Below are 19,560 nucleotides of genomic sequence, written 5' to 3' on the forward strand. Positions count from 1 at the left end.
CCGGCACTCGGCTCGCGCTCTTAGAAATGCTCCTCGGCGGCACCACGACGTACGTCGACATGTACTACTTCGAGTACGCCGTGGCCGACGAAACCGCGAAGGCCGGCATGCGGGGCGTCATCGGTCAGGCGATGCTCGACTTCCCCGCACCCGACTTCAAGACCTGGGACGAATCGGTTGCGGGTATGCAAAAGTTCCTGAAGCAGTGGAAAGGTCATCCGCTGATCACACCGGCCGTGGCGCCGCACGCGCCGTACACCGTTTCGCCCGAGCATCTGCAAACCGCGGCGAAGCTCGCGGCCGATCACGGAGTGCCGATCATCATTCACGTCTCGGAGACGAAGGCCGAGCTCGCCACGATGCAGGAGCGCTACAAAGCGACGCCGATCGAGCATCTCGATCGACTCGGAGTGCTCGGGCCGAATCTGATCGCGAAGCACGTCGTCTGGGCGACCGACGCCGAACTGTTGACGCTCAAGAAGCACGGCGTCGGCGTGGTGCACAATCCGCAATCGAATATGAAGCTCGCCTCCGGCATCGCGCCGGTTCCGAAGATGCTCGAGCTCAAGATTCCGGTAGCGCTCGGCACCGACGGCGCTTCATCAAACAACGACCTCGACATGTGGGGCGAGATCGACACCGTGGCCAAGCTGCACAAAGTGGCGACGCTCGACGCTACGGTCGTTTCGGCTCGCGAGGCCGTGGCGATGGGGACGATCGAAGGAGCCCGAGCGATTCACATGGACGACGAAATCGGCTCGCTCGAAGTCGGCAAGAAGGCCGACGTGATCGTCATCGACCTCGACGCCGCCCACGAGGTCCCGCTCTACGACGTCTATTCGCACCTCGCCTACACGGTGAAGGCGAGCGATGTGCAAACCGTCGTCGTCGGGGGCAAAGTCGTGATCGAGGATCGAGTGCCGAAGACGCTCGACCCGAAATCGATCTTCGCCGAGGCCCGCAAGTATCGCGACAAAGTGCGTGCAGTCGTCGGCAAGTGATTTCACGTTTGGGTTGAGCCACATCCTTAGCCTCTGCGCGTGCCACGGGCATCTTGCCCCGTGTCTGGTTCTTATTTGCTGCAGCACGCAATGCCGGACACTGGCTGGAAGCCAGTGGCACGCTGGGAAGCTAAGGATGTGGCTCAGCTCCGTTGGCGAAAACAGGCCGGCCGCTGGCATCGCGCCGCTCCCCGATTTATGCTGATCGTCGCTCGCAGCCCTCTTTATCCCGCCGCTTGAAGGAGTTCCCGCCGATGACTCGCACCCTCTCCCGTTTCACGTTGGCTCTAGTGCTCGGCTTGGGTGCCGCTTCCGCAGCGGAGGCGCAAGAGAAGCCGGCGCCCAAAATCTCGTTCAAGAAGACGCAGCTCGACACGAAGTTCCGCGCCGAAGGGGTGGCCGTCGGCGATTTCAACAAAGACGGCAAGCTCGACATCGGCCACGGCGAGGGCTACTACGCCGCGCCGGATTGGAAGCTCGTGCCGATTCGCGAACAGGCGCGCGAGTTCGATCCGCATAGCTACAGCAAATGCTTCCAGGCCTTTACCGACGACTTCAACAAAGACGGCTGGGACGACATCATGGTCGTCGAGTTTCCCGGCACTGCGACCGTATGGCTGGAGAACCCGAAGGGGGCCGAACGGCCTTGGGCTCGGCACGTCGTCGCCGACGTGACGAACAACGAGAGCCCCGACTATCTCGACGTCGATGGGGACGGCAAGCGCGAGTTCGTGCTCGGCACCTCGGCCGACCCGAAGGCGTCGGACGGTCCGGAGAAATACATTGCGATCGCTCGGCCGGATGCCGATCCGCTCGCGAAGTGGAAGCTCGCGGCGGTGTCGGAGAAGGGGGTTCCGATGGCGAATCGGTTCTACCACGGCTTCGGCATCGGCGACATCGACGGCGATAAGATCGCCGACCTCGTCACCCCCAACGGCTGGTGGAAAGCTCCGGAGAGCAAGGGGAGCGAAGGGCCTTGGAAGTTCACCGAGGCGAAGCTCGGCGGCGCCGCAGCGCAGATGTTCGTCTACGATTTCGACGGCGACGGCGATGCCGACGTTCTCTCGACCGCGGCCCATCAGCTCGGCATGTGGTGGCACGAGCAGACGCCGGAAGGTTGGAAGACGCACGACATCGACAAGAGCTTTTCGCAAACGCACGCCGTCTGCTTCGTCGACCTGAACGGCGACGGCCTGATGGACTTCGTGACCGGCAAGCGGTACTGGGCGCACGGCCCTAAGGGAGACGTCGACCCGGGGGCTCCGGCCGTGCTCGCGTGGTTCGAGTTGAAGCGCGAAGCGGGCAAGCCGACTTGGACGAAGCACCAGATCGACGACGACAGCGGCATCGGCACGCAATTCGAAATGCGCGACGTCAGCGGCGACGGCCTGCTCGACATCGCCGTCTCCAACAAAAAGGGGACATTCTACTTTAATCAGGTGCGCGAGTAGTGACGGTCGAGCCGAACTGGGCCGCCGGCGTCGATATCGGCGGCACGAAAATCGGGGTCGGCTTGGTCGACCGAGCGGGAGAGATCGTCGCGGAAATTTCCTTTCCGACCGAAGCGGCGGCCGGGTTCGAGCGCGGAGTCGCGCGCATCGTCGCGGCGATCGACGGCTGCCTAGCGCAAGCCGGCCGGACACGGCAAGTGCTCGAAGGGGTCGGCGTCGGGTGTGCCGGGCCGGTGCATCCCGGGCGCGGAACGATCGACAATCCGCATACGCTGCCGACCTGGGACGGAGTCGAGATCGTCTCGCCGCTGCGGCGCGAGTTCGGCTTGCCGGCCGTGTTGGAAAACGACGCCGATGCGGCAGCCGTCGGCGAAGCGTACTTCGGAGCAGGGGCCGGCCGGCGCAGCGTCGTGATGATTACCTACGGCACCGGCGTCGGGTCGGGTGCGCTGTTCGATGGGCGCATCTATCGTGGCGCGATGGAGACGCATCCCGAGATCGGCCATGTGCCGGTCGATCCGAACGGCCCGCTGTGCTACTGCGGCCTGCGCGGGTGCTTCGAGTCGATCGCGTCGGGCACCGCGATCTCGGCGGCCGGAGCCACGGCGGGGATCGGCGATGCGCGACGCGTGTTCGCAGCGTTTGCCGAGGGGAATCCGACGGCGCGCGACATCGTCGAACGGGCGCTGCGCGCGACCTATACGGCCGTCTGGTCGATCCAGCATACGCTGTTGCCCGAGCGCTTGATTCTCGGCGGCGGCATCATCGACGACCACTTCGAGTTGTTCGCCGGCGCGGCGCGGCAAGCGATCGACGGTGCCGTGATGAATCCGCGCGGGTCGACCGATGTCGTTCGTGCGACGCTCGGGAATCGAGCGGGAATCGTCGGCGCGGCGCAGTTGGTGCGCATCGGCAAGGCTTAGCTCGCCTCGATGCTTCACTCATCTCGAGCGAACTACTTCACGACGACTTTCTTTTCCGGCGCGGGAACGACTTCGTTCAACTCCACTTCGTTCGGCAACTTGCCGCGCCAGAGCGCGAGCGAGCGGCCTGCGTGCGTCAGAAAAGTGTAGTAGGTATCGGCTTGCTCGGGCGTCAGGTTTTCGATCGTCCGCACCATCCATTGTCCGGCCTTCACGAGAACTTCGCGCGGAGGATGACATTCGATCGGCGCCATCGCCCACCATTCCAGCGCGTGGCCGGTGGCGAGAATACGGTCGGTTACGCTGTCGCCGGTAGCGCTATCCTTGCCGTCGCCGGCCGCGGGACGCAGCGGCCATTTGCCGTCCCAATAGCCGTCGGAGTGTTGGTGTTGCACGAGCGTCGCGGTTTGGCTCATCAAGTAAGCGATTGCGCGAATGCGCGTCTCGGGGCTCAGCACATGATGCTCGTCGTCGACGCGCAAGAACATCGTCAGCGTATACAAGCGATGGTTGCCGAAGCAAACGCCGCGAGGCTGTTCTTCACGCATGATCCGAGCGGCGAGATCGTCGAACGAAATGCGTTGGCCTTCGGTCGTCGTCCAAGATTTGACGGGCGGCAAGAACGCGATCATCGTCAGCGCCGACCATTCGTATTCGACTTGGTTGAGGCTGAAGTCGTGCAGAGCTTCGTCGACCATCGCGCGATAACTCGTGCGACGGTTCGGAGTGATCACCGGGAAATTAAGAGGCGTGCCGACTTCGGAAAGCCCGGCGACCGTATGATCGGCGTGGCTCGCCGTGGCGTTGCCTTCTTGCAGACGAACCTTCACGCCGTACGGAGCGTCGATGAGCAGCGGCGGTTGCTTCGGCCCGTAAAGGTCGACGAACTTGCGGTTGTCGGTCAGGATGCCGCGCAGTTCTTCGCCCGAGAAATAAGCGGGATCTTTGAACTTGGCCTGCGCGGTCCAGAAGCGAAGCGCATGATCGACGTGGTTCAACTTCGTCTTCGCTCCTTGTTTCTTCGGGCGGAGCTTCAGCAACGAGTTGCGCAGCTGCTCGTCGCTTACGACGACCGGGTAATCGAAGATCGGCCGAACCGTGATCGGCTCGCTGCGCAGAAGCGGCATGGCGCGCTCGAGGCTCTGCTGCTTCCAGCGCGTCGCTCCCCAAGCCGTGCCGACCGAGAGGATCGCCAGCTGAATGAGCAGGAAGTTCGCAAAGCCCGAACTACGGACCGACGAATACGTCGAAGCGGGTGCTGAAGTCATGGCGATACGCGTGGGTTGAAGAGAACGAGAGAGTCGAGACTTAGCGAGACGGAAGCGATGCAGGTCGTCGGGTTATTCGGCTTTCGGTTTGGTCGCCGAAGGAGCGGCTACGGGAACCGGAACGATCGCGACAGGCGAAGTCGCTGCCGCAGCGGTGGGAGTTGTTACGGCGGCTGGTGTCGGTTCGGTCGTCGGAGCGGTCGGTCGGGTCGACTTACGACGATAGACCATCGCTTGCGGATCTTCGTAGGTGAGGATCCAATCGGCGGAAGTGCGAAGCGCACGAACTGCGCCGGGCTGTGCGACCCGATCGACGATCAGCGTCTTCACGTCGTAGCGATCGAGAGCGTTTTCCCAACCGTTTTGCGATTCGAAGATGCGGCGATAATCGCGCCATACCGTCGGCGGAGTGAGGTGCATGTTCGTGTCGGCGAAGAGCGCGATCGGCTTCGGTCCGGCCCAGCCGATCCAATCGCCCCAATACTGCGGATTGAAGACTTGCCCTTGCGGCGGATTCTTCACGAGCCAGGTCGTGAGGTTGAGCGGCATCTGTTCGCCGAAGAGAGCTTGCGGAGTGCGCGGCGTGCCGCCGAGCAGCGGACGGCTGAACGTCGAGAACGCGAAGGCGATCCAGATCAGACCGGCACACGCGAGCGTGTAGCGATAGGAACGTCCGGCAGGAAGCGGAGCGACCTCGTCGAGATCGTGCTCGGCGTGAGCGACCGTCGCGCCAGTGTTCTCTGCAGCGGTGTTCTCTGCGGCGGCTTCACGACGGGTGACGATCCGAGCGAGTACGTCGGCGAAATGCGGAGCGAGCGTGACGACCCAAACCACGGCGAACCAACCGGTCATGCGCACTTGCAGCAATGCGGCCAAGCCGAACAGGCCCAACATGAGCACATCGGCAGGGCTCAACGAGCGGCGACTATGCCGCAACACGCAGACCGCGGCCACGCACGAGAGGGCGAATTCGATTCCGCCGACGCCGAGCAACTGGAGCGGATTCCATTCGAGCACGTCGCGAAGATTGGCGTTCGACGAGAACCGGAGCGCTTCGATCCAGGCGTCGATCGTATACGGATTCACGAGGACGGCGATCGCGGCCAGCTCGGTCCAGTAGAGCAAGCGGCGGCCTTCGCGATCGGCGAACGTAGCGCGAAGCGAGCGCTCGTGCCAAGCGACTTCGATGAGCCGACCGAGCCAATCGCAACCGAGCAACGCGACGCCGATCGCAAACGAACCGTGTAGGTTGGCCCAGAGGGCGAAGAGGACGGGAATGCCGAGCCACACTTTCCAATCGCCGCGCGTGTCGTCGGCACGGATCGAATCGTCGCGGCGCATACGGCGCTCGACGAGCAACCACAGCAACGTCACGAACAGGAAGATCGCAAAGTTCTCGGGACGGATCGTGCTGATGCGATTCCAGCCGACGCCGAGCGCCGCGGCGGTTAATGCGGTGCTCAGGCCTGCATTGCGCGTGAGCAGGAAGCAGATTCTGGCGATCAGCAAGTAGGTCGCGAAGACGACTGCGGTGAACAATCCGACCAAGGCTTCGGGCCCGCCGAGGTTCAAGACGCTTGCATAGATGACTTGCGAGAGCCAGCTCATATCGACGACGCGCATGCCGTCGCTCAAGGGTTGCATCCCATCGCGAGTCGGCACGGCGCGCTCGGCGATGATCTCTTGGCCCCACACGAGATGGCCCCACAGATCGGTGCCTCGTAGCGGCATGTGATTCAGAAACACGAACAGTCCGCAAAACGCAGCGGTGATCGCGACATGCCTGAGGGTCAAGGCCCAGCGAGCGTCGAGCACCGGGATTAAAACGGGTTCGACGAACGGGGCTTTGGTCGGGGCTTTGGTCTGGGTGTCGACGTTGCCGGCGGGAAGCTCTGTCTCGATGCTCATAAGACTTCTTGCGCTAGAGTGCGGTGACGGTTCGTCTGGTTCGACGACAAGCAAACATAGTTCCGAGTTTGCCGTCGGGAAGAAAACAACGCCGACGCCTCCGCAGCCTTGAGAGAAGGCGGAGGCGTCGGCCAACCGGGGGAGGAGAGTGATTCGTGTCCCCAGGACGCGAGGTCGAGGGGAGTGCGAGCGGCGAGAGCGATGGTTCGAGGCGGAGCAATCGTTGCGTTCCGCTTAGCTCTCCGAACCGGCCCAAGCGGCGACGTTGACGCACTTGGCGGTCGGGCAGTTGTCGTTGCTGTTGCCGTTGTCGCAGAAGTCGGCCTGATCTTGATAGTGTCCGCCGCCGCTGGAGGCCGCGTGGCCGGAGACACCGGAGTAGCAGTAGCTCTGGTTGACGTTGGAGACGGCCTGAGCGACGTCTGCGAGTTCGGTGACGACGGAATCGCGGACGCTCTTCAAACCGACGATGACGCCGAGCACGAGAATCGTGGCGACGAGCATGACTTCGGCGGAAACGATGGCACCCGTTTGTTCGGCCCACAAGCGATTGATGATGGTCTTCATAGCGGTGATTCCTTCGTGCTTTCGCACATCTGAATGTTGTGTTCGCCTCGTGACTGGCGGTCTCGCTGGTTGCGATGACGAAGGAGAACTAAAGCAGAGGGTGTGCCGAAGCGGTTGCGCAGAGGCGGAAATACGGGTTCGTGCGCGAGTCGAACTCTTCGCCGCATAACGAGTTAAAAAATTCGCAGGCGCGCGGCGTGAGCGCTATGCAAGAAGCTACGCAGGTGCCGCGATGTTGCCGTCTCGCCACAGGCGCAGCGGCGCGCCGTCGTCGCTCGGCATCATGCGTGGCGTGCGGGCGACGGTCGCGCGGGGTGCGGCCGATGACGATCGTAACGGCTCGCAGGGTTAAGGCGATCGCGCACGTAGTAACCGCACCGGACTACCGCGGATTCGGCTCGTAAATGGCTCCGTTCCGGTTTGACCCATCTCAACTGCGACCTAAGTTCTTGGTGAGTCGACGAGAATGCGCACCGATTGCGCAAGTTTTTCACGTTAGGACAACATCACCGTGACTACCGCGGAACTAATCAGAATCATCGCCGTTGTTTTGTTTACCCTGGGTGCAGCGATCTGCGACTATCGCACGAAAAAGCTCCCCAATAAGCTCACCGTCTCCTGCTTCGCGGCGGCGCTGGTGTATCAGCTGGCGACCGGCGCGTTCGCCGATGGTTGGCGCGGAGCGGGCATCGGCCTGCTGACCGCCTTGGAAGGCTTCGCCGTCGGCTTCGGAATCTTATTGGTCTTGTGGCTCATCGGCGGCGGCGGCGCGGGCGACGTCAAACTGATGGGTGCGCTCGGCGCGTGGTTCGGTCCGACGCAAACGCTGATCCTGTTCTTCGTCAGCACGATCTTCGTGTTGATTCTCAGCGTCGGCGTGTTGGCCTGGCAAATGATCAACACCGGCGCTTGGAACGTGCGTCGTCGGTATATGAGCTCGCAAAACGAAGACGACGCCAAGCGCCGCGGCCTCAGCCGCGAAGCCGCGGCGACGCAACACAAACTACGTCGGCGACTCATGCCCTACGGCGTGCCGGTCGCTTTGGCCTCGTGGATGGTCTTGGCTTGGTCGCTCCGTTCGCATTGGCTCGGTGAATAAGCTTCGTCGTGTCGAGCAACGAGTTCGTCGGTCTCCGATGTCGGAAGTGGGTTATGAAACGTCGAAAAATACCGCTTTGTTCTCGTCAACGTCGCCGCTTGGGCGCCGTGCTGAGCATGGAGCTCATTTTCGTCTTGCCGATTCTGCTGGCGCTCATTTTTGCGTCCGTCGAGTTCGGCATGTTGTGGTCGTCGGGTCGGCGCGTGGAAGAAGCGGCTGCGGCCGGTTGCCGTACTGCATCGTTTCGCGGAGCCGACGATAGCGCGATCCGGCGGAGCATCGAGCGCACGCTCGATCGCACGGCGCTGGTGAAAAGCTATGCCGTCAACGTCCGGCGCGATCTGCCGAACGCGAATGAAGTCTGCGTGACCGTCTCGGTGCCCATGAAGGCCGCCGCTCCCGACATGCTCGGGATCATCGGCTTCGCGTTGGGGAGCCGCACGATCGTCGCGCAGTCGGTCATGCGAAAAGAATAATGAAATAAACGCTACGAACGTGAACTGTCGGATTGGGTTGCTTCCATTGAAATTGACGGCGAAGCGGAATCTCGCCGAAGTGCATTAAACGGCTCTTAAGTCTTGTTAAAGAGGTTGATGTTATGGCTCGTATCAGTACCGGCACGATGACCGTTGCCATTTTCGCCGTGTTGTTCGGACTCGTCGGCGCCTACGCTTTGCGGGCCGCGCTGACCAAGCCGGAAGTCGAACCGCCGCCGCCGCCGAAAACCATTCCGGTGCCGATCGCATCGGTCGCCATTCCGGCCGGACGCCAGATCACCTTAGGTGATATGGTGCTCTTGCCGATGACGGGCGAAGACATGCGGAACCGTAAATACAACCTCGAGCAAGTCATGCTCGATTCCAGCCAAATCATCGGCCGGATCCTGCAAACAGAGATGAAGCCCGGCGATCCGTTTCTCACCGTGAACATGTATGCCCAAGGGACCGGTCCGAAGTTGTCGGACAAGCTCAAGCCGGGCATGCGCGCCGTGACGATCGCGATCGACAACCTGAACGCCGTCGGCGGCTCGACCGTCGAAGGAAGCTTCGTCGATATTCTGTTCCGCGCTCGCAAACGGGCCGCCGATCTCGCGAACGATCGTCCGGAAATTCCGGCCACGACGGTCACGCTCTTGGAAAACGTCGAAGTCTTGTCCGTCGGTCGGATCGATATGGCCGCTCGCCGCGGTCAAGAAGAAGAGAACGTCGACGTTCGCGACATCAACTCCGCGAGCATCGGCAAAGGCTACGGCAGCAACTATCAAGGGGCCGGAGTCGTCAGCGTGACGATCGCCGTCTCGCCGGATCAAGCGAACGTACTCAAGGCGGTGATCGGTCAAGGCGATATGTCGCTGTCGCTTCGCAACGAAGGTGCGAGCGGTGCTCCTCCGGCTCCGCAAGGGCAAAGCAGCGCGACGCCGAACAAGTACACGCTCGAAAGCGTCCTCGGCATCAAGAACGCCTCGATCGCAGGCCTCGACAAGATCGAAATCTTTCGAGGAGGTTGGTCGCGGCAGAACGTGCATTACCAGAACGACAAAGTCATCCGTGAAGAAGTCAGCTTGATTCCCGGCATCGCACCGTCGACTCCGTTCCCGGTTCCGGCCAAGGTTCCTGCCGCCCAAGAACCCGCCACGAACGGCTCGGACGACAAGACCTTCAGCCCCTCGCCGCGGATCATCAACAACGGCTTCGGCAACTCGGGACAGTTCGACAACATGGACGGCGGCCGCCGTTTCTACGGTCGCTAGTCGTTCCGCCTCCGCTCGCTTCTCGCTTCGTTCGTCTCAGCCACCGACCTCGCGACCCGCGCACCTTCGAGCCATGAATCCGATCCGCATCCAACCGCAGCGTAACTCGAGGCGACGTAAGTCGACCTCGATCGCTGCGCGCCGGTTGCGCAGCGGCTTCGCCTCGGGCCTGATGCTCATGATGTTGGTGTTCCTCGCCGGGTTCCTGGCGATCGGATTGAACGTCTCGCGGCTTTCGCAAATGCAAGCCCAGCTGCGCGCCGTCTGCCAAGCTTCGGCACTCGCCGGAGCGACGGAACTGCTCGACGAAGGCTTTCTCGCCGGCTATCCCGACCAGCGCGACGACATCCTCGCCGCCCGTGAATCGGCTCGGCAAACGGCTCGGTCGAACTCCGTCGATGGGCGTGTCGTCGAGCTCGCATCGAATCTCGATAACGCTCCGCTGGGCGATATCGTCGTCGGCAGCATCGAGCCGCTCGCGCTCGCCGGCCAAGCGATTGCCTTGCCGCTCGACATCAAGCAAGCGAAGGGCTTGAACACGGTGCGCGTCGTCGCGCGACTCAAGCTGAACACCTATAACAAAGTAACGCTGTTCTTGGGCGCTCTCACCGGCATGTTGTCGAGCGATGCCGCCTCAAGTGCGCAAGCGACCCTCGATCGCCGGATCGCCGGCTTCCGTCCGGAGCCGGGCGTGAAGGTGCCGGTCATGCCGTTGGTCGCCGACTACGATTCGTGGATGAAGCAAGCCACGGCCCGAGCGACCAACGTCAACGATCGCTACACGGTGAACTATCAGACCGGCGAAGTTCTCGCCGGGCCCGATGGAATCCCGGAAGTCCTCGTTTCGACCGGAGCGAAGAAAGCTTCCGACGGCAACGACGCCGATACGCAAGCAAGCGGAGCCGAAGCCGACGCGAAACCTTCCACCGACAAACCTTCCGCCGCAGACGCTTCGCTCGCTTCGCCGCCGCCGGCTTGGTGTCGTGCGATGGATTTGTACTCCGTGCCCGACATCGGAACCAACACGCCGGCGAAGACGCTGAACGTTTGGCAGGTTCGCTGCCGCGACGGTCTCTCGGCGGATGATCTCCGTCAGTTCTCCGGACAACTCGTCGTGCAACAAGGGGCGATCGTCGTTCCGGTGTTGCCGGCGCTGCCGAATGAAATGCCGTATGCCCTGATGGACATCGTCGGCAGCTCGCGTGCCTGGCCGCTGGCCGAAGCAGGCAGCGACGACGCCTCGTGTGCGATCGTCGGTTTCGCCGCCGGTCGGATCGTCGCCGTCCGCCGACCTGTGGCGACGCAAACGAATGCACAGTCTGAAACTTGGGAACTCGTGGTTCAACCGACCACGCTCGTCAGCAGTCAAGCGGTGACGACCGCCAACATGAATCCGAATCCTTGGATCGGAAAACTGGAGCTTACTCAGTAATGATCAATACGCCGACCATCTTCACTTCCCAAGCGCCGCGCGTCATCGACGCCACGGAACACGAATTCCAACGCGTTAAGTCTTCGCTGCACGAACAACTCGTCGAGTCGTTCGATCTGTCGAAGATCACGCGCGTGAATCGCCAGCAGTTGTCGGACGAAGTCCGCACGATGGCGACCACGGCTTTCGGCAACCGCAAAGACCTGTCGAAGATCGACCGCAACCGTCTCATGGACGAGTTGATGGACGAGATCTTCGGCTTCGGCCCGTTGGAGAAGCTTCTCAAAGACCCGACGATCACCGATATCCTCGTCAACGACGCGAAGACGATCTATATCGAACGCCGCGGACGCTTGGAGTTGACCGACGTCGTGTTCGCCGACGACCAGCACTTGATCCGTATCATTCAGAAGATCGTCGCCAAGCTCGGTCGCCGGATCGACGAATCGAGCCCGATGGTCGATGCTCGTCTGCCCGACGGCTCCCGTGTGAACGCGGTGATCCCGCCGCTCGCGCTCGACGGCCCTGCGGTATCCATTCGTCGTTTCGGTACCGATCCGCTGAAGATCGAAGACCTGCTGCGCTACGGCTCGGTGTTGCCGGAGATGGTCGAATTCATTTCGGCCGCCATCGCCGCCCGCTGCAGCGTCCTCTTCTCCGGCGGTACCGGTGCCGGTAAGACGACCTTGCTCAACGCCTTCTCGCGATACATTCCCGAAGGGGAACGCCTCGTGACGATCGAAGACTCGGCGGAACTTATCCTGCAACATCGCCACCGCATTCGGATGGAAACCCGTCCGGCGAACACGGAAGGGATCGGTGCCGTCACGCAGCGTGATCTCGTCCGCAACAGTTTGCGTATGCGGCCCGATCGCATCATCGTCGGCGAAGTCCGCGGTCCCGAAGTTTGGGACATGCTCCAAGCCATGAACACGGGCCACGAAGGCTCGATGACCACGATCCACGCCAACACGGCGCGCGACGCGCTCGCTCGTCTCGAAATGATGGTCGCGATGACCGGCGTCGAGTTGCCGATCTCCGTGATTCGCCAATACGCCGCCGCAGGCATCAACCTCGTCGTCCATGGTTCGCGCTTGAAGGGCGGGCCGCGGCGCATCATGCAGGTCTCGGAAATCGTCGGCATCAAAGATGGACAGTACGTGCTGGAAGATATCTTCGGCTTCGAGCAAACCGGAGTCGATGCCGAAGGAACCGCCGTCGGCGAATTCTTCGCGACCGGCTACAAGCCGAAATGTCTCACCCGCATGCGAGCGGCCGGCGTCTCCTTGAACGACAGCCTGTTCCTGCCTCGCCGCTGGAAGCAATAGTTTCCCGACGACTCGCGAACGAACGAGAATCGCCGATCGCCGGCCAAGACCAAATCAAGAACCTAAGACGACGAATCGCTCATGGATACCACGCTGCTCCTTTATTTCGCGTTGCTCGTCGTGCTCATCGGCGCGGCGGTTTACCTGATCGTGCGCGACATGAACGCCGCAGCCGAGAAGAGCGCCGCGGATGAGCCCGAGAAGGTGACGTTGTCGACGTTGCCGTTTGCCGGCGATCCGAAAACGCCTAACGGCATGAGCGACGCGATCGATCAAAAGTTCAACGACTTGATCTACCAAAGCGGAATCGAAATCGCTCCCGAAGCGGCGTTCCTCGCGATGGTGCTCTCCGGGCTCGTCTTCGGCGGGGCCGTGTTGATGTGGCGCGACGATATCGCCGTCGCTTGCGTCGGCTTCGTCTTCGGGTTCGTGCTCCCTTACGCCTACTTCGTGAATCGCCGCAATCAACGGATCAAAGACATTCGCGAGCAATTGCCGAACTCGATGGAATCGATGGCCCGGGCCGTTCGCGCCGGCGAAACTCTCGACCAAGCGGTCGAGCTCACGGCTTCGTCGACGCCCGAACCGCTCGGCGTCGAATGGCGCCGCACGTCGCGACATTTGGAAATGGGGCTCTCCGTTCCGGCGGCGATGAAATCGATGACGAAGCGGGCTCCACTCATGGAGCTTCGCATTCTCAGTACGGCGCTCAACGTCCAACGCCGCACCGGCGGCAACTTGTCGCAGACGCTCGAACGACTCTCGAACGTGATCCGCGACCGGCTTAGCTACCAACGCCAATTCCAAGCCGCAACCGGTTCGAGCCGCATGGCGACGATCCTCATCGCGCTCGCCGGGCCGCTCGTCTTCACATACATGATCATCTTCCAGCCCGACTACATGGGCCAGTTCTTCAACCTGCCCGGCGGTTGGACGCTGCTCAGCATCGCCGTCGTCTTGCAAGTGATCGGCTTGATCTGGGTCACGGCGTTGTTAAGAAACAAATACTAAACAGTGTTCGGTGGTCAGTGGTCAGCAAATCATTAAGCAACCATGCCGTATCGAAGCTCGCTTGCGATTTCGCGAACCTAAAAACACCGACCGTCGATAACAAAAGCTCTCGATTCATTAGAAATTAAGTCATCGCTCTTCCGGCCTTCCCATGAATCTCAATCTCATTACCATCGCGGCCTTCGTGATCTTCACGGCCGGCGTGTTTCTCATTCGCTCTTTGGTGCTGAGCTGGCGCGGTACGTTTGCCTCGCAACTCTCCGGAGAAGCAGGCCAAGCCTACGTGGCGAGCGAGCCGGTCTTCGGCGATCTCACCGGGCCGTTGGCTGCGCAGTTGCCGCTACTCGGTTCGACGGAGAATTCTCTCGACCGCGACTTGCGACGGGCGGGCTACTACAAGCCGTCGGCTCGGTCGGAATTTCTTGCCTTGCGCAACGTCCTTTCGATCATGTGCGTCCTCTTTACCGCAGTGACGGCGGTGATGATCGGCCCGGAACGAAGCGACTTGCTGGCGCAGATTCTCGTCTGGGGTTTCGCCGCCGCCGCTTTGGCTTACGTCTTGCCGTGGTTGTTTTTGAAAGGCCAAGTCCGTCGTCGCCTCGACCTGATTCGGCGCGGCTTGCCGGACGCGTTCGACATGCTCACGATGTGCCTCTCCGGCGGCCTCGGCATCAACGACTCGCTCGCCAACGTCAGCCGCGAAATCTATGCGGCGCATCCCGACCTCGGCACCGAACTGGAGATCGTCCGTCGTCAGGCCGAGATGGGTTCGCTCGGCGACGCTTTCCGTCAGTTCGCCGACCGGATCGACATTCAGGAAACGGCCGCTCTTAAGGGCCTCATCCAACAAACCGAACGACTCGGCTCGAACGTCGTGCAAGCCGTGCGCGACTTCGCCGACGACATCCGCACCCGACAACGACAAACGGCCGACGAACGAGCGAGCAAGGCGGGCATCAAGCTCCTGTTCCCGCTCGTCCTCTGCCTCGCGCCGGCGACGTTGATCATCCTCTGGGGTCCGGCTCTGCTCGAACTGCGCAACTTCTTCCGCACGTTCAACGCAGGCAGCTAAGCGCTTCTCCGAGGCGAGCGGCCGGTGTAAGCCGGCCGGTTCCTCTTAGCATCGATACTCGTCAACTGCCGAGCATCAATCCAGCGTACGCGGCCCGCGGCGCGAGGTCAGCACGCCGATGATGGCGACGAAGATCGTCGCGCCGATGATCGACGAGACGATCGGAAACGGTTGACCGCCGATTTGCACGATGAACGGCTCCGGCAATCCGAGCCAGAACGCAAGTTTATTTCCCAGCAGCGCGCCGATGAAACCGAGCGCGATCGAAACCAAGCATCCTCCGCGCGAGAACCCGCTGATCGCCTGCCCCAGCGCGCCGCAAACGCCCGCGACCAACAACAAGACGAGAAATTCAAGAAGGGTCATGGCTCGGCTCGTAAAGAGATTGGTTCGTCGAACGCTACGACCCGATTATAACCGAAAGCCTGCGCCGTCCAGCGCAATCTCTCGCCGGCCGCGATTAAAGGGCCGCGCGAATTCCGTCGAGCACTTCATCGTCGCTCGGCAACGGCGACGGCATGAACCCGCGCAGCGGAATCGGGACTTCATCCATCCGATACGCCGTGCCCGAGCGGTGAATGCCGTACACGGCGGTCGTGAAGCGCACAGTCGGCTGCATCAAGCGTTCGGCCGAGGCGTAGTCGAGCACGATCGTCGGAATCCGCTCGAGCGCCGCGCGGGCACGGTCCGACAACGTACGAATCCCCTCACCGCCGACCAGCACGCAAGCGTCGACTTCGCCTCGCGACAAACAAGCCTCGGCCGAATACTCGCCCGGGCTATAGCGCGGATAACCCCGCGCCAAGTTCACGCTGAATGGGTAGCCGGTCTGCCACGTCAGCACGCTATCGGCTCCGGCCACATCGCCGTAGATGCGCATGCGTCGCGCGTAGAAACGGGTATAGGCGTTCAGCTCCGTCGTGAGCCGCAGCAGCGCTTCGACGTCGGCATGCCCGACCGGCCCGAGCGACAAGCCTCGTCCGAAGAACACGACTCCGGTGCGGCAACCTTTCATACGGGCTGCCAAGTCTTCGAGCACACCGATCGGCACTCCGCCGACTTCCGCTACATTGAGCTTGAGCCCTTGCACCAGCGCTCGCAGCACCCAGAGAACTTCGAAATCGCTCCCTTGCCGGACTTGCACGAACAGATCGGCGACGCGGGCCGTCTCGGTCGCGCGGCTATCGACGACGACGAGCGTTCGATCTTTTCGTCCTCCCGGCACGAACTGACCGCGCGGCTCCACGGCGTAGCGCTCCATGTGGCGCGGATGGCTCGACGCCGGATTCGAGCCCCAATAGATCACCAAGTCCGCACGGTTGCGCACTTCGCCGAGCGTCGACGTCGATTCGCCGACGGCTTGCAGCGCCACGATCGAAGGGCCGTGGCAGGTCGAGGCGTTCGTATCGATCACGGCACCAAGTCGGTCGGCCAAATGCACCGCGGCGCGCTGTCCGGGAGTGCTACTCCGCGCAAGTCCGTAGATGAGCGGCATGCGCGCTTGGCGCAAGATGTTCGCCGCTTCGGCAATGCCGACCGACAACTCGACGGGCTTTCCGGCCAGCTCGGCTGCGCTCGGCGACGTCGCGACGTTCTGTTTCAGAAACCACGCTTCGGCCAATCGGCAGCGCGGCTCGACGACCGCGATCCGTCCGTCGTCGACGGCGACGCGCAGATCGTCGCAAACGCAACCGCAGACCGTACACGCGATATCGTCGAACACCTGCTTCGCCACTCCGCCGACTCCCCGAACACGAAATACCGGAACACGAAAAAGAACGCCACGCTGTATGATTTTCCATTCGCGGCGACTTGTCCATAGTACCTGCCCGAACGACAATACGGAGGCCGAATGTCGGAAGACCCCGTTTCGCATGTAGTCGTGCAGATGAGTTCCGAAACCGCCGAACCGACGTTGATCGATCAGATTCGCCGGGGCGATACGCGCACCTGGCACGACTTCATCGCCGCCTACGAAGGGCGCTTGGCGGCGTTCGTCAGGGCTCGGCTCGGCGATCCCGCGACCGTCGACGACGTGGTGCAAGAGACGTTCGTCGGCTTCCTGCTGAGCTTGCCCAACTACGATTCTTCGCGCGGCGTCGAAACGTATCTCTTCGCCATCGCGTCGCACAAGCTGACCGACCATCTACGCCGCCAAGGTCGCAGGCCGACGATGCCGCTCGCGATGGGGCCCGAATCGAGCGACGGCGAGTTCGACCCCGCCGACTTGGCGCGCTCCGTCGGCAGCGTTGCCCGGAGCGGCGAGCGCAAAGGGCTCGAAGCAGCGGCCCTGGCCGAAGTGCTTCGCGAGACCCTCGCGCGCTGGCGCGAAAAAGGAGAAGACGTCCGAGTCGCTTGCCTCGAACTGCTGTTCGTGCGCGGCAAGTCGAACAAAGAAACCGCCGCGCTCCTCGAAATCACCGAGCAAAACGTCGCGAACTATAAGTTCGACTTTCTCACGCGCCTGCGCGATGGGCTCCGCGGCCGGAACCTTTCGACCGACGTGTTTCCGGAACTCACCGGCAACGACGCCTCTTAAACTACGCTTCGCGTACGACGACGATCGCCACGGCTTGCCCCATCGGCGTTTGACTGAGAATGAGGGCCGTCGGTTTCTCTAAAGCTTGCGGCGCTCCATGCACCACGGCCACTGGGCACTCCGGATCGGGGTGCGTGTAGTTGAGCGTCGGCGGAATGCGCCCTGCGAGCAAAGCCGCCACGGCCGCGGTGAAGTCGACCGCGCCGCCGCCGGAACCGAGATTGCCGTAATAACTTTTCGGCACCGTGACCGGCACGTCGCCCAACACGCTCCGGATACCCTGCGCCTCGGCGGCGTCGTCGCGCCGCGTGCCGCGCCCTTGGGCCGAGACGAAGCCGACATCGCCGGCCGAGAGTTCGGCGTCGGCGAGGGCCCGCTCGATCGACTGCGCGATGGCAACCGACGTAACGCCTCCCTGCTTTTCACGGCCGAACGCACTGCCGAAGCCCGCGACCCGCGCCAGGATGTTCGCGCCGCGGCGCTGTGCCGAGCGGCGGCTTTCCAACATCGCCGCACCGGCCCCTTCGCCGAAGGTCTCCCCTTCGCGCTCGGCGTCGAACGGCCGCATCGCATGTTCCGGGTCGTCGTTGCGATGCGACGCCTCGGCCGCGCTGTTGCGCACCATCGACGTCGGCTGCACGCGCACTCCGGTCCCTCCGGCGAACATCAGATCGGCCTGCCCGCGCGCGACCACGCGCATCGCTTCACCGATCGCCGAGAGGCTCGATACCTCACCGAGCGTGATCGTGTTGTTCGGGCCTCGGGCATCGAACGCGATGCCGATATGGCACGCCGGCATGTTCGGCAGATGCTTGAGCATCCAGAGAGGATAAATCTCCTGCATCGCCACTTCGCCCCAGCGAGTGAAATCGAACTCGCCGTCGACCGTCGATTTCTTATAACCCAGCGCGGCCTCGATGGGGTCGGGCTGAATCAGATCGCTGCCGAACACGACGCCGAAGCGTTCGGGATCGATTGCGCCGACCGCGATCGTCGCTTGCGTATAAGCTTCATCGGCCGCGGCGAACGCGAGTTGAATATCGCGCGACATCACCTTCAAGCTCTTGCGCGGGCGAACGCGTTGCTTCGGGTCGAAGTCGAGCACTTCGCCGCCGAAGCGAATCGGCAAGAGCGACGCATCGAACAGTGTGAGCGGCCGAATTCCGCTCCGACCTTCCATCAGCGACGACCAAAACAAGTCTAAGCCGATGCCGATCGGGCTCACGACTCCCAGGCCCGTTACGACGACTTGCTCGGACGACGTCGACACGGCGGCGATTCTCACTCACGACAAAGAGACAATGGGGGCGCAAGCTTTTTATCGTACTTCCGCACATCGGAAAGTCACAAGCGTTTGCCCGGAGCGCGCAACCGCGACATTCGCTTTCGTCGGCAGAATCCGATCGGGAGCGCTCCGCTATTTCGGCGACATCCGAATCGCCCCGTCGAGCCGCACGACCTCGCCGTTGAGCATCGTGTTGTCGAAGATATGGCGGGCCAGCGCGGCGAACTCTTCCGGCCTCCCGAGCCGCGGCGGAAACGGAACCTGCGCGCCGAGTGACGTGCGCACCTCTTCCGGCATCGCGCCGAGGAGCGGCGTCTCGAAGATGCCCGGCGCAATCGTAACGACCCGGATGCCGTACTTCGCGAGCTCGCGCGCGGCGGGGAGCGTGAGCGCCGCGACGGCTCCCTTCGACGCGGCATAAGCGGCCTGCCCGATCTGCCCCTCGAACGCGGCGACCGAAGCGGTGCAAACGATGACGCCTCGTTCCCCTTCCGCGTTCGGCTCGTTCTTCGTCATCGCGGCCGCGGCGAGGCGCAAGAGATTGAACGTCCCCACGGTATTCACCCGCAGCACGCGCTCGAACAACGCCAGATCATGCGGCGCCTCGCGGCCGACGATGCGCGCGGCCGGCGCAATGCCCGCGCAAGCGATCGCGCCGCCGAGGGGAGCTAGCGCGATCGCCGTCGCGAGCGCTTCGCTCAACGGCGCCGCTTCCGCAACGTCGGCCTCGACGAAACGCGCCCCGGAGCCGAGCTCGGCCGCGAGCGCTTCGCCGGCCTCACGATTGCGATCGACGACGACGACGCGCCCCGCGGCCACAGCAAGCATCCGCGCGCAAGCCGCGCCGAGGCCCGATGCTCCGCCCGTGACGACGAACGATCGATCTTGGATCTGCATCGGTGCGACTCCGTCTGATTGGGAATGGG

General features: G+C 62.7%; 18 protein-coding genes. 11 read left to right on the top strand and 7 right to left on the bottom strand.

Going from position 1 to position 19,560, the window contains the following annotated elements; all coding sequences use genetic code 11:
* The 3 genes from K8U03_19645 to K8U03_19655 form a co-directional block, all read left to right on the top strand.
* Window positions 1–1,001: amidohydrolase (locus K8U03_19645; protein ID MCE9607104.1), on the top strand; the 1,001-nt coding region annotated here is incomplete at its 5' end.
* A 254-nt stretch (window positions 1,002–1,255) separates the two neighbouring features.
* On the top strand, window positions 1,256–2,452 hold the full coding sequence (locus K8U03_19650) for a VCBS repeat-containing protein (protein ID MCE9607105.1): 1,197 nt from the start codon (window positions 1,256–1,258) through the stop codon (window positions 2,450–2,452).
* Complete coding sequence (locus K8U03_19655) at window positions 2,452–3,375, top strand: ROK family protein (GenBank protein ID MCE9607106.1); 924 nt, start codon at window positions 2,452–2,454, stop codon at window positions 3,373–3,375. Before K8U03_19650 ends, K8U03_19655 begins: the two co-directional genes overlap by 1 nt.
* A 32-nt stretch (window positions 3,376–3,407) precedes the next feature.
* On the opposite strand, the gene K8U03_19660 is transcribed toward K8U03_19655, so the two are convergent.
* From K8U03_19660 to K8U03_19670, 3 genes are all read right to left on the bottom strand, one after another.
* On the bottom strand, window positions 3,408–4,643 hold the full coding sequence (locus K8U03_19660) for a hypothetical protein (GenBank protein MCE9607107.1): 1,236 nt from the start codon (window positions 4,641–4,643) through the stop codon (window positions 3,408–3,410).
* A 72-nt stretch (window positions 4,644–4,715) separates the two neighbouring features.
* Window positions 4,716–6,551, bottom strand: coding sequence for a hypothetical protein (locus K8U03_19665; GenBank protein ID MCE9607108.1), 1,836 nt, complete (start codon window positions 6,549–6,551; stop codon window positions 4,716–4,718).
* Window positions 6,552–6,785: 234 nt separating this feature from the next.
* A complete protein-coding gene (locus tag K8U03_19670) occupies window positions 6,786–7,118 on the bottom strand; it encodes a hypothetical protein (GenBank protein ID MCE9607109.1) in 333 nt (110 codons plus the stop codon).
* Between the two features lie 511 nt (window positions 7,119–7,629).
* Here K8U03_19670 and K8U03_19675 point away from each other — a divergent pair.
* From K8U03_19675 to K8U03_19705, 7 genes are all read left to right on the top strand, one after another.
* Window positions 7,630–8,217, top strand: a complete 588-nt coding sequence (locus K8U03_19675; GenBank protein MCE9607110.1) for an A24 family peptidase — start codon at window positions 7,630–7,632, stop codon at window positions 8,215–8,217.
* Window positions 8,218–8,270: 53 nt separating this feature from the next.
* Window positions 8,271–8,693, top strand: coding sequence for a pilus assembly protein (locus K8U03_19680; GenBank protein MCE9607111.1), 423 nt, complete (start codon window positions 8,271–8,273; stop codon window positions 8,691–8,693).
* Window positions 8,694–8,815: 122 nt separating this feature from the next.
* Window positions 8,816–9,967: a Flp pilus assembly protein CpaB gene (gene cpaB, locus K8U03_19685; GenBank protein ID MCE9607112.1), complete on the top strand. Its 1,152-nt coding sequence runs from the start codon at window positions 8,816–8,818 to the stop codon at window positions 9,965–9,967.
* Window positions 9,968–10,040: 73 nt separating this feature from the next.
* Window positions 10,041–11,399, top strand: a complete 1,359-nt coding sequence (locus K8U03_19690; GenBank protein MCE9607113.1) for a hypothetical protein — start codon at window positions 10,041–10,043, stop codon at window positions 11,397–11,399.
* Window positions 11,399–12,727, top strand: a complete 1,329-nt coding sequence (locus K8U03_19695) for a CpaF family protein (protein MCE9607114.1) — start codon at window positions 11,399–11,401, stop codon at window positions 12,725–12,727. The genes K8U03_19690 and K8U03_19695 overlap by 1 nt, the downstream gene beginning before the upstream one ends.
* Before the next feature lie 81 nt (window positions 12,728–12,808).
* Entirely contained in the window at window positions 12,809–13,738 is a 930-nt protein-coding gene (locus K8U03_19700; protein ID MCE9607115.1) for a type II secretion system F family protein, read from the top strand.
* Between the two features lie 151 nt (window positions 13,739–13,889).
* Entirely contained in the window at window positions 13,890–14,810 is a 921-nt protein-coding gene (locus K8U03_19705; protein ID MCE9607116.1) for a type II secretion system F family protein, read from the top strand.
* 75 nt (window positions 14,811–14,885) lie between these two features.
* Here the strand turns inward: K8U03_19705 and K8U03_19710 are convergent, their stop codons facing one another.
* Both K8U03_19710 and K8U03_19715 read right to left on the bottom strand, forming a co-directional pair.
* Window positions 14,886–15,176, bottom strand: a complete 291-nt coding sequence (locus tag K8U03_19710; GenBank protein ID MCE9607117.1) for a hypothetical protein — start codon at window positions 15,174–15,176, stop codon at window positions 14,886–14,888.
* Between the two features lie 94 nt (window positions 15,177–15,270).
* Window positions 15,271–16,545, bottom strand: a complete 1,275-nt coding sequence (locus K8U03_19715) for a formylmethanofuran dehydrogenase subunit B (GenBank protein MCE9607118.1) — start codon at window positions 16,543–16,545, stop codon at window positions 15,271–15,273.
* A 153-nt stretch (window positions 16,546–16,698) separates the two neighbouring features.
* Between K8U03_19715 and K8U03_19720 the strand changes: the two genes are divergently transcribed.
* On the top strand, window positions 16,699–17,349 hold the full coding sequence (locus K8U03_19720) for an RNA polymerase sigma factor (protein MCE9607119.1): 651 nt from the start codon (window positions 16,699–16,701) through the stop codon (window positions 17,347–17,349).
* 1 nt (window position 17,350) lies between these two features.
* Here K8U03_19720 and K8U03_19725 read toward each other — a convergent pair whose 3' ends face one another.
* Together K8U03_19725 and K8U03_19730 are read right to left on the bottom strand one after the other, a co-directional pair.
* The gene (locus K8U03_19725) at window positions 17,351–18,619 is read right to left on the bottom strand and encodes a beta-ketoacyl-[acyl-carrier-protein] synthase family protein (GenBank protein MCE9607120.1); all 1,269 of its coding nucleotides are present in this window, start codon (window positions 18,617–18,619) and stop codon (window positions 17,351–17,353) included.
* A gap of 147 nt (window positions 18,620–18,766) precedes the next feature.
* Entirely contained in the window at window positions 18,767–19,531 is a 765-nt protein-coding gene (locus tag K8U03_19730; GenBank protein MCE9607121.1) for an SDR family NAD(P)-dependent oxidoreductase, read from the bottom strand.
* Between the last annotated feature and the right edge of the window lie 29 nt (window positions 19,532–19,560).

The organism is Planctomycetia bacterium (assembly GCA_021413845.1).
Taxonomy (GTDB): domain Bacteria; phylum Planctomycetota; class Planctomycetia; order Pirellulales; family PNKZ01; genus PNKZ01.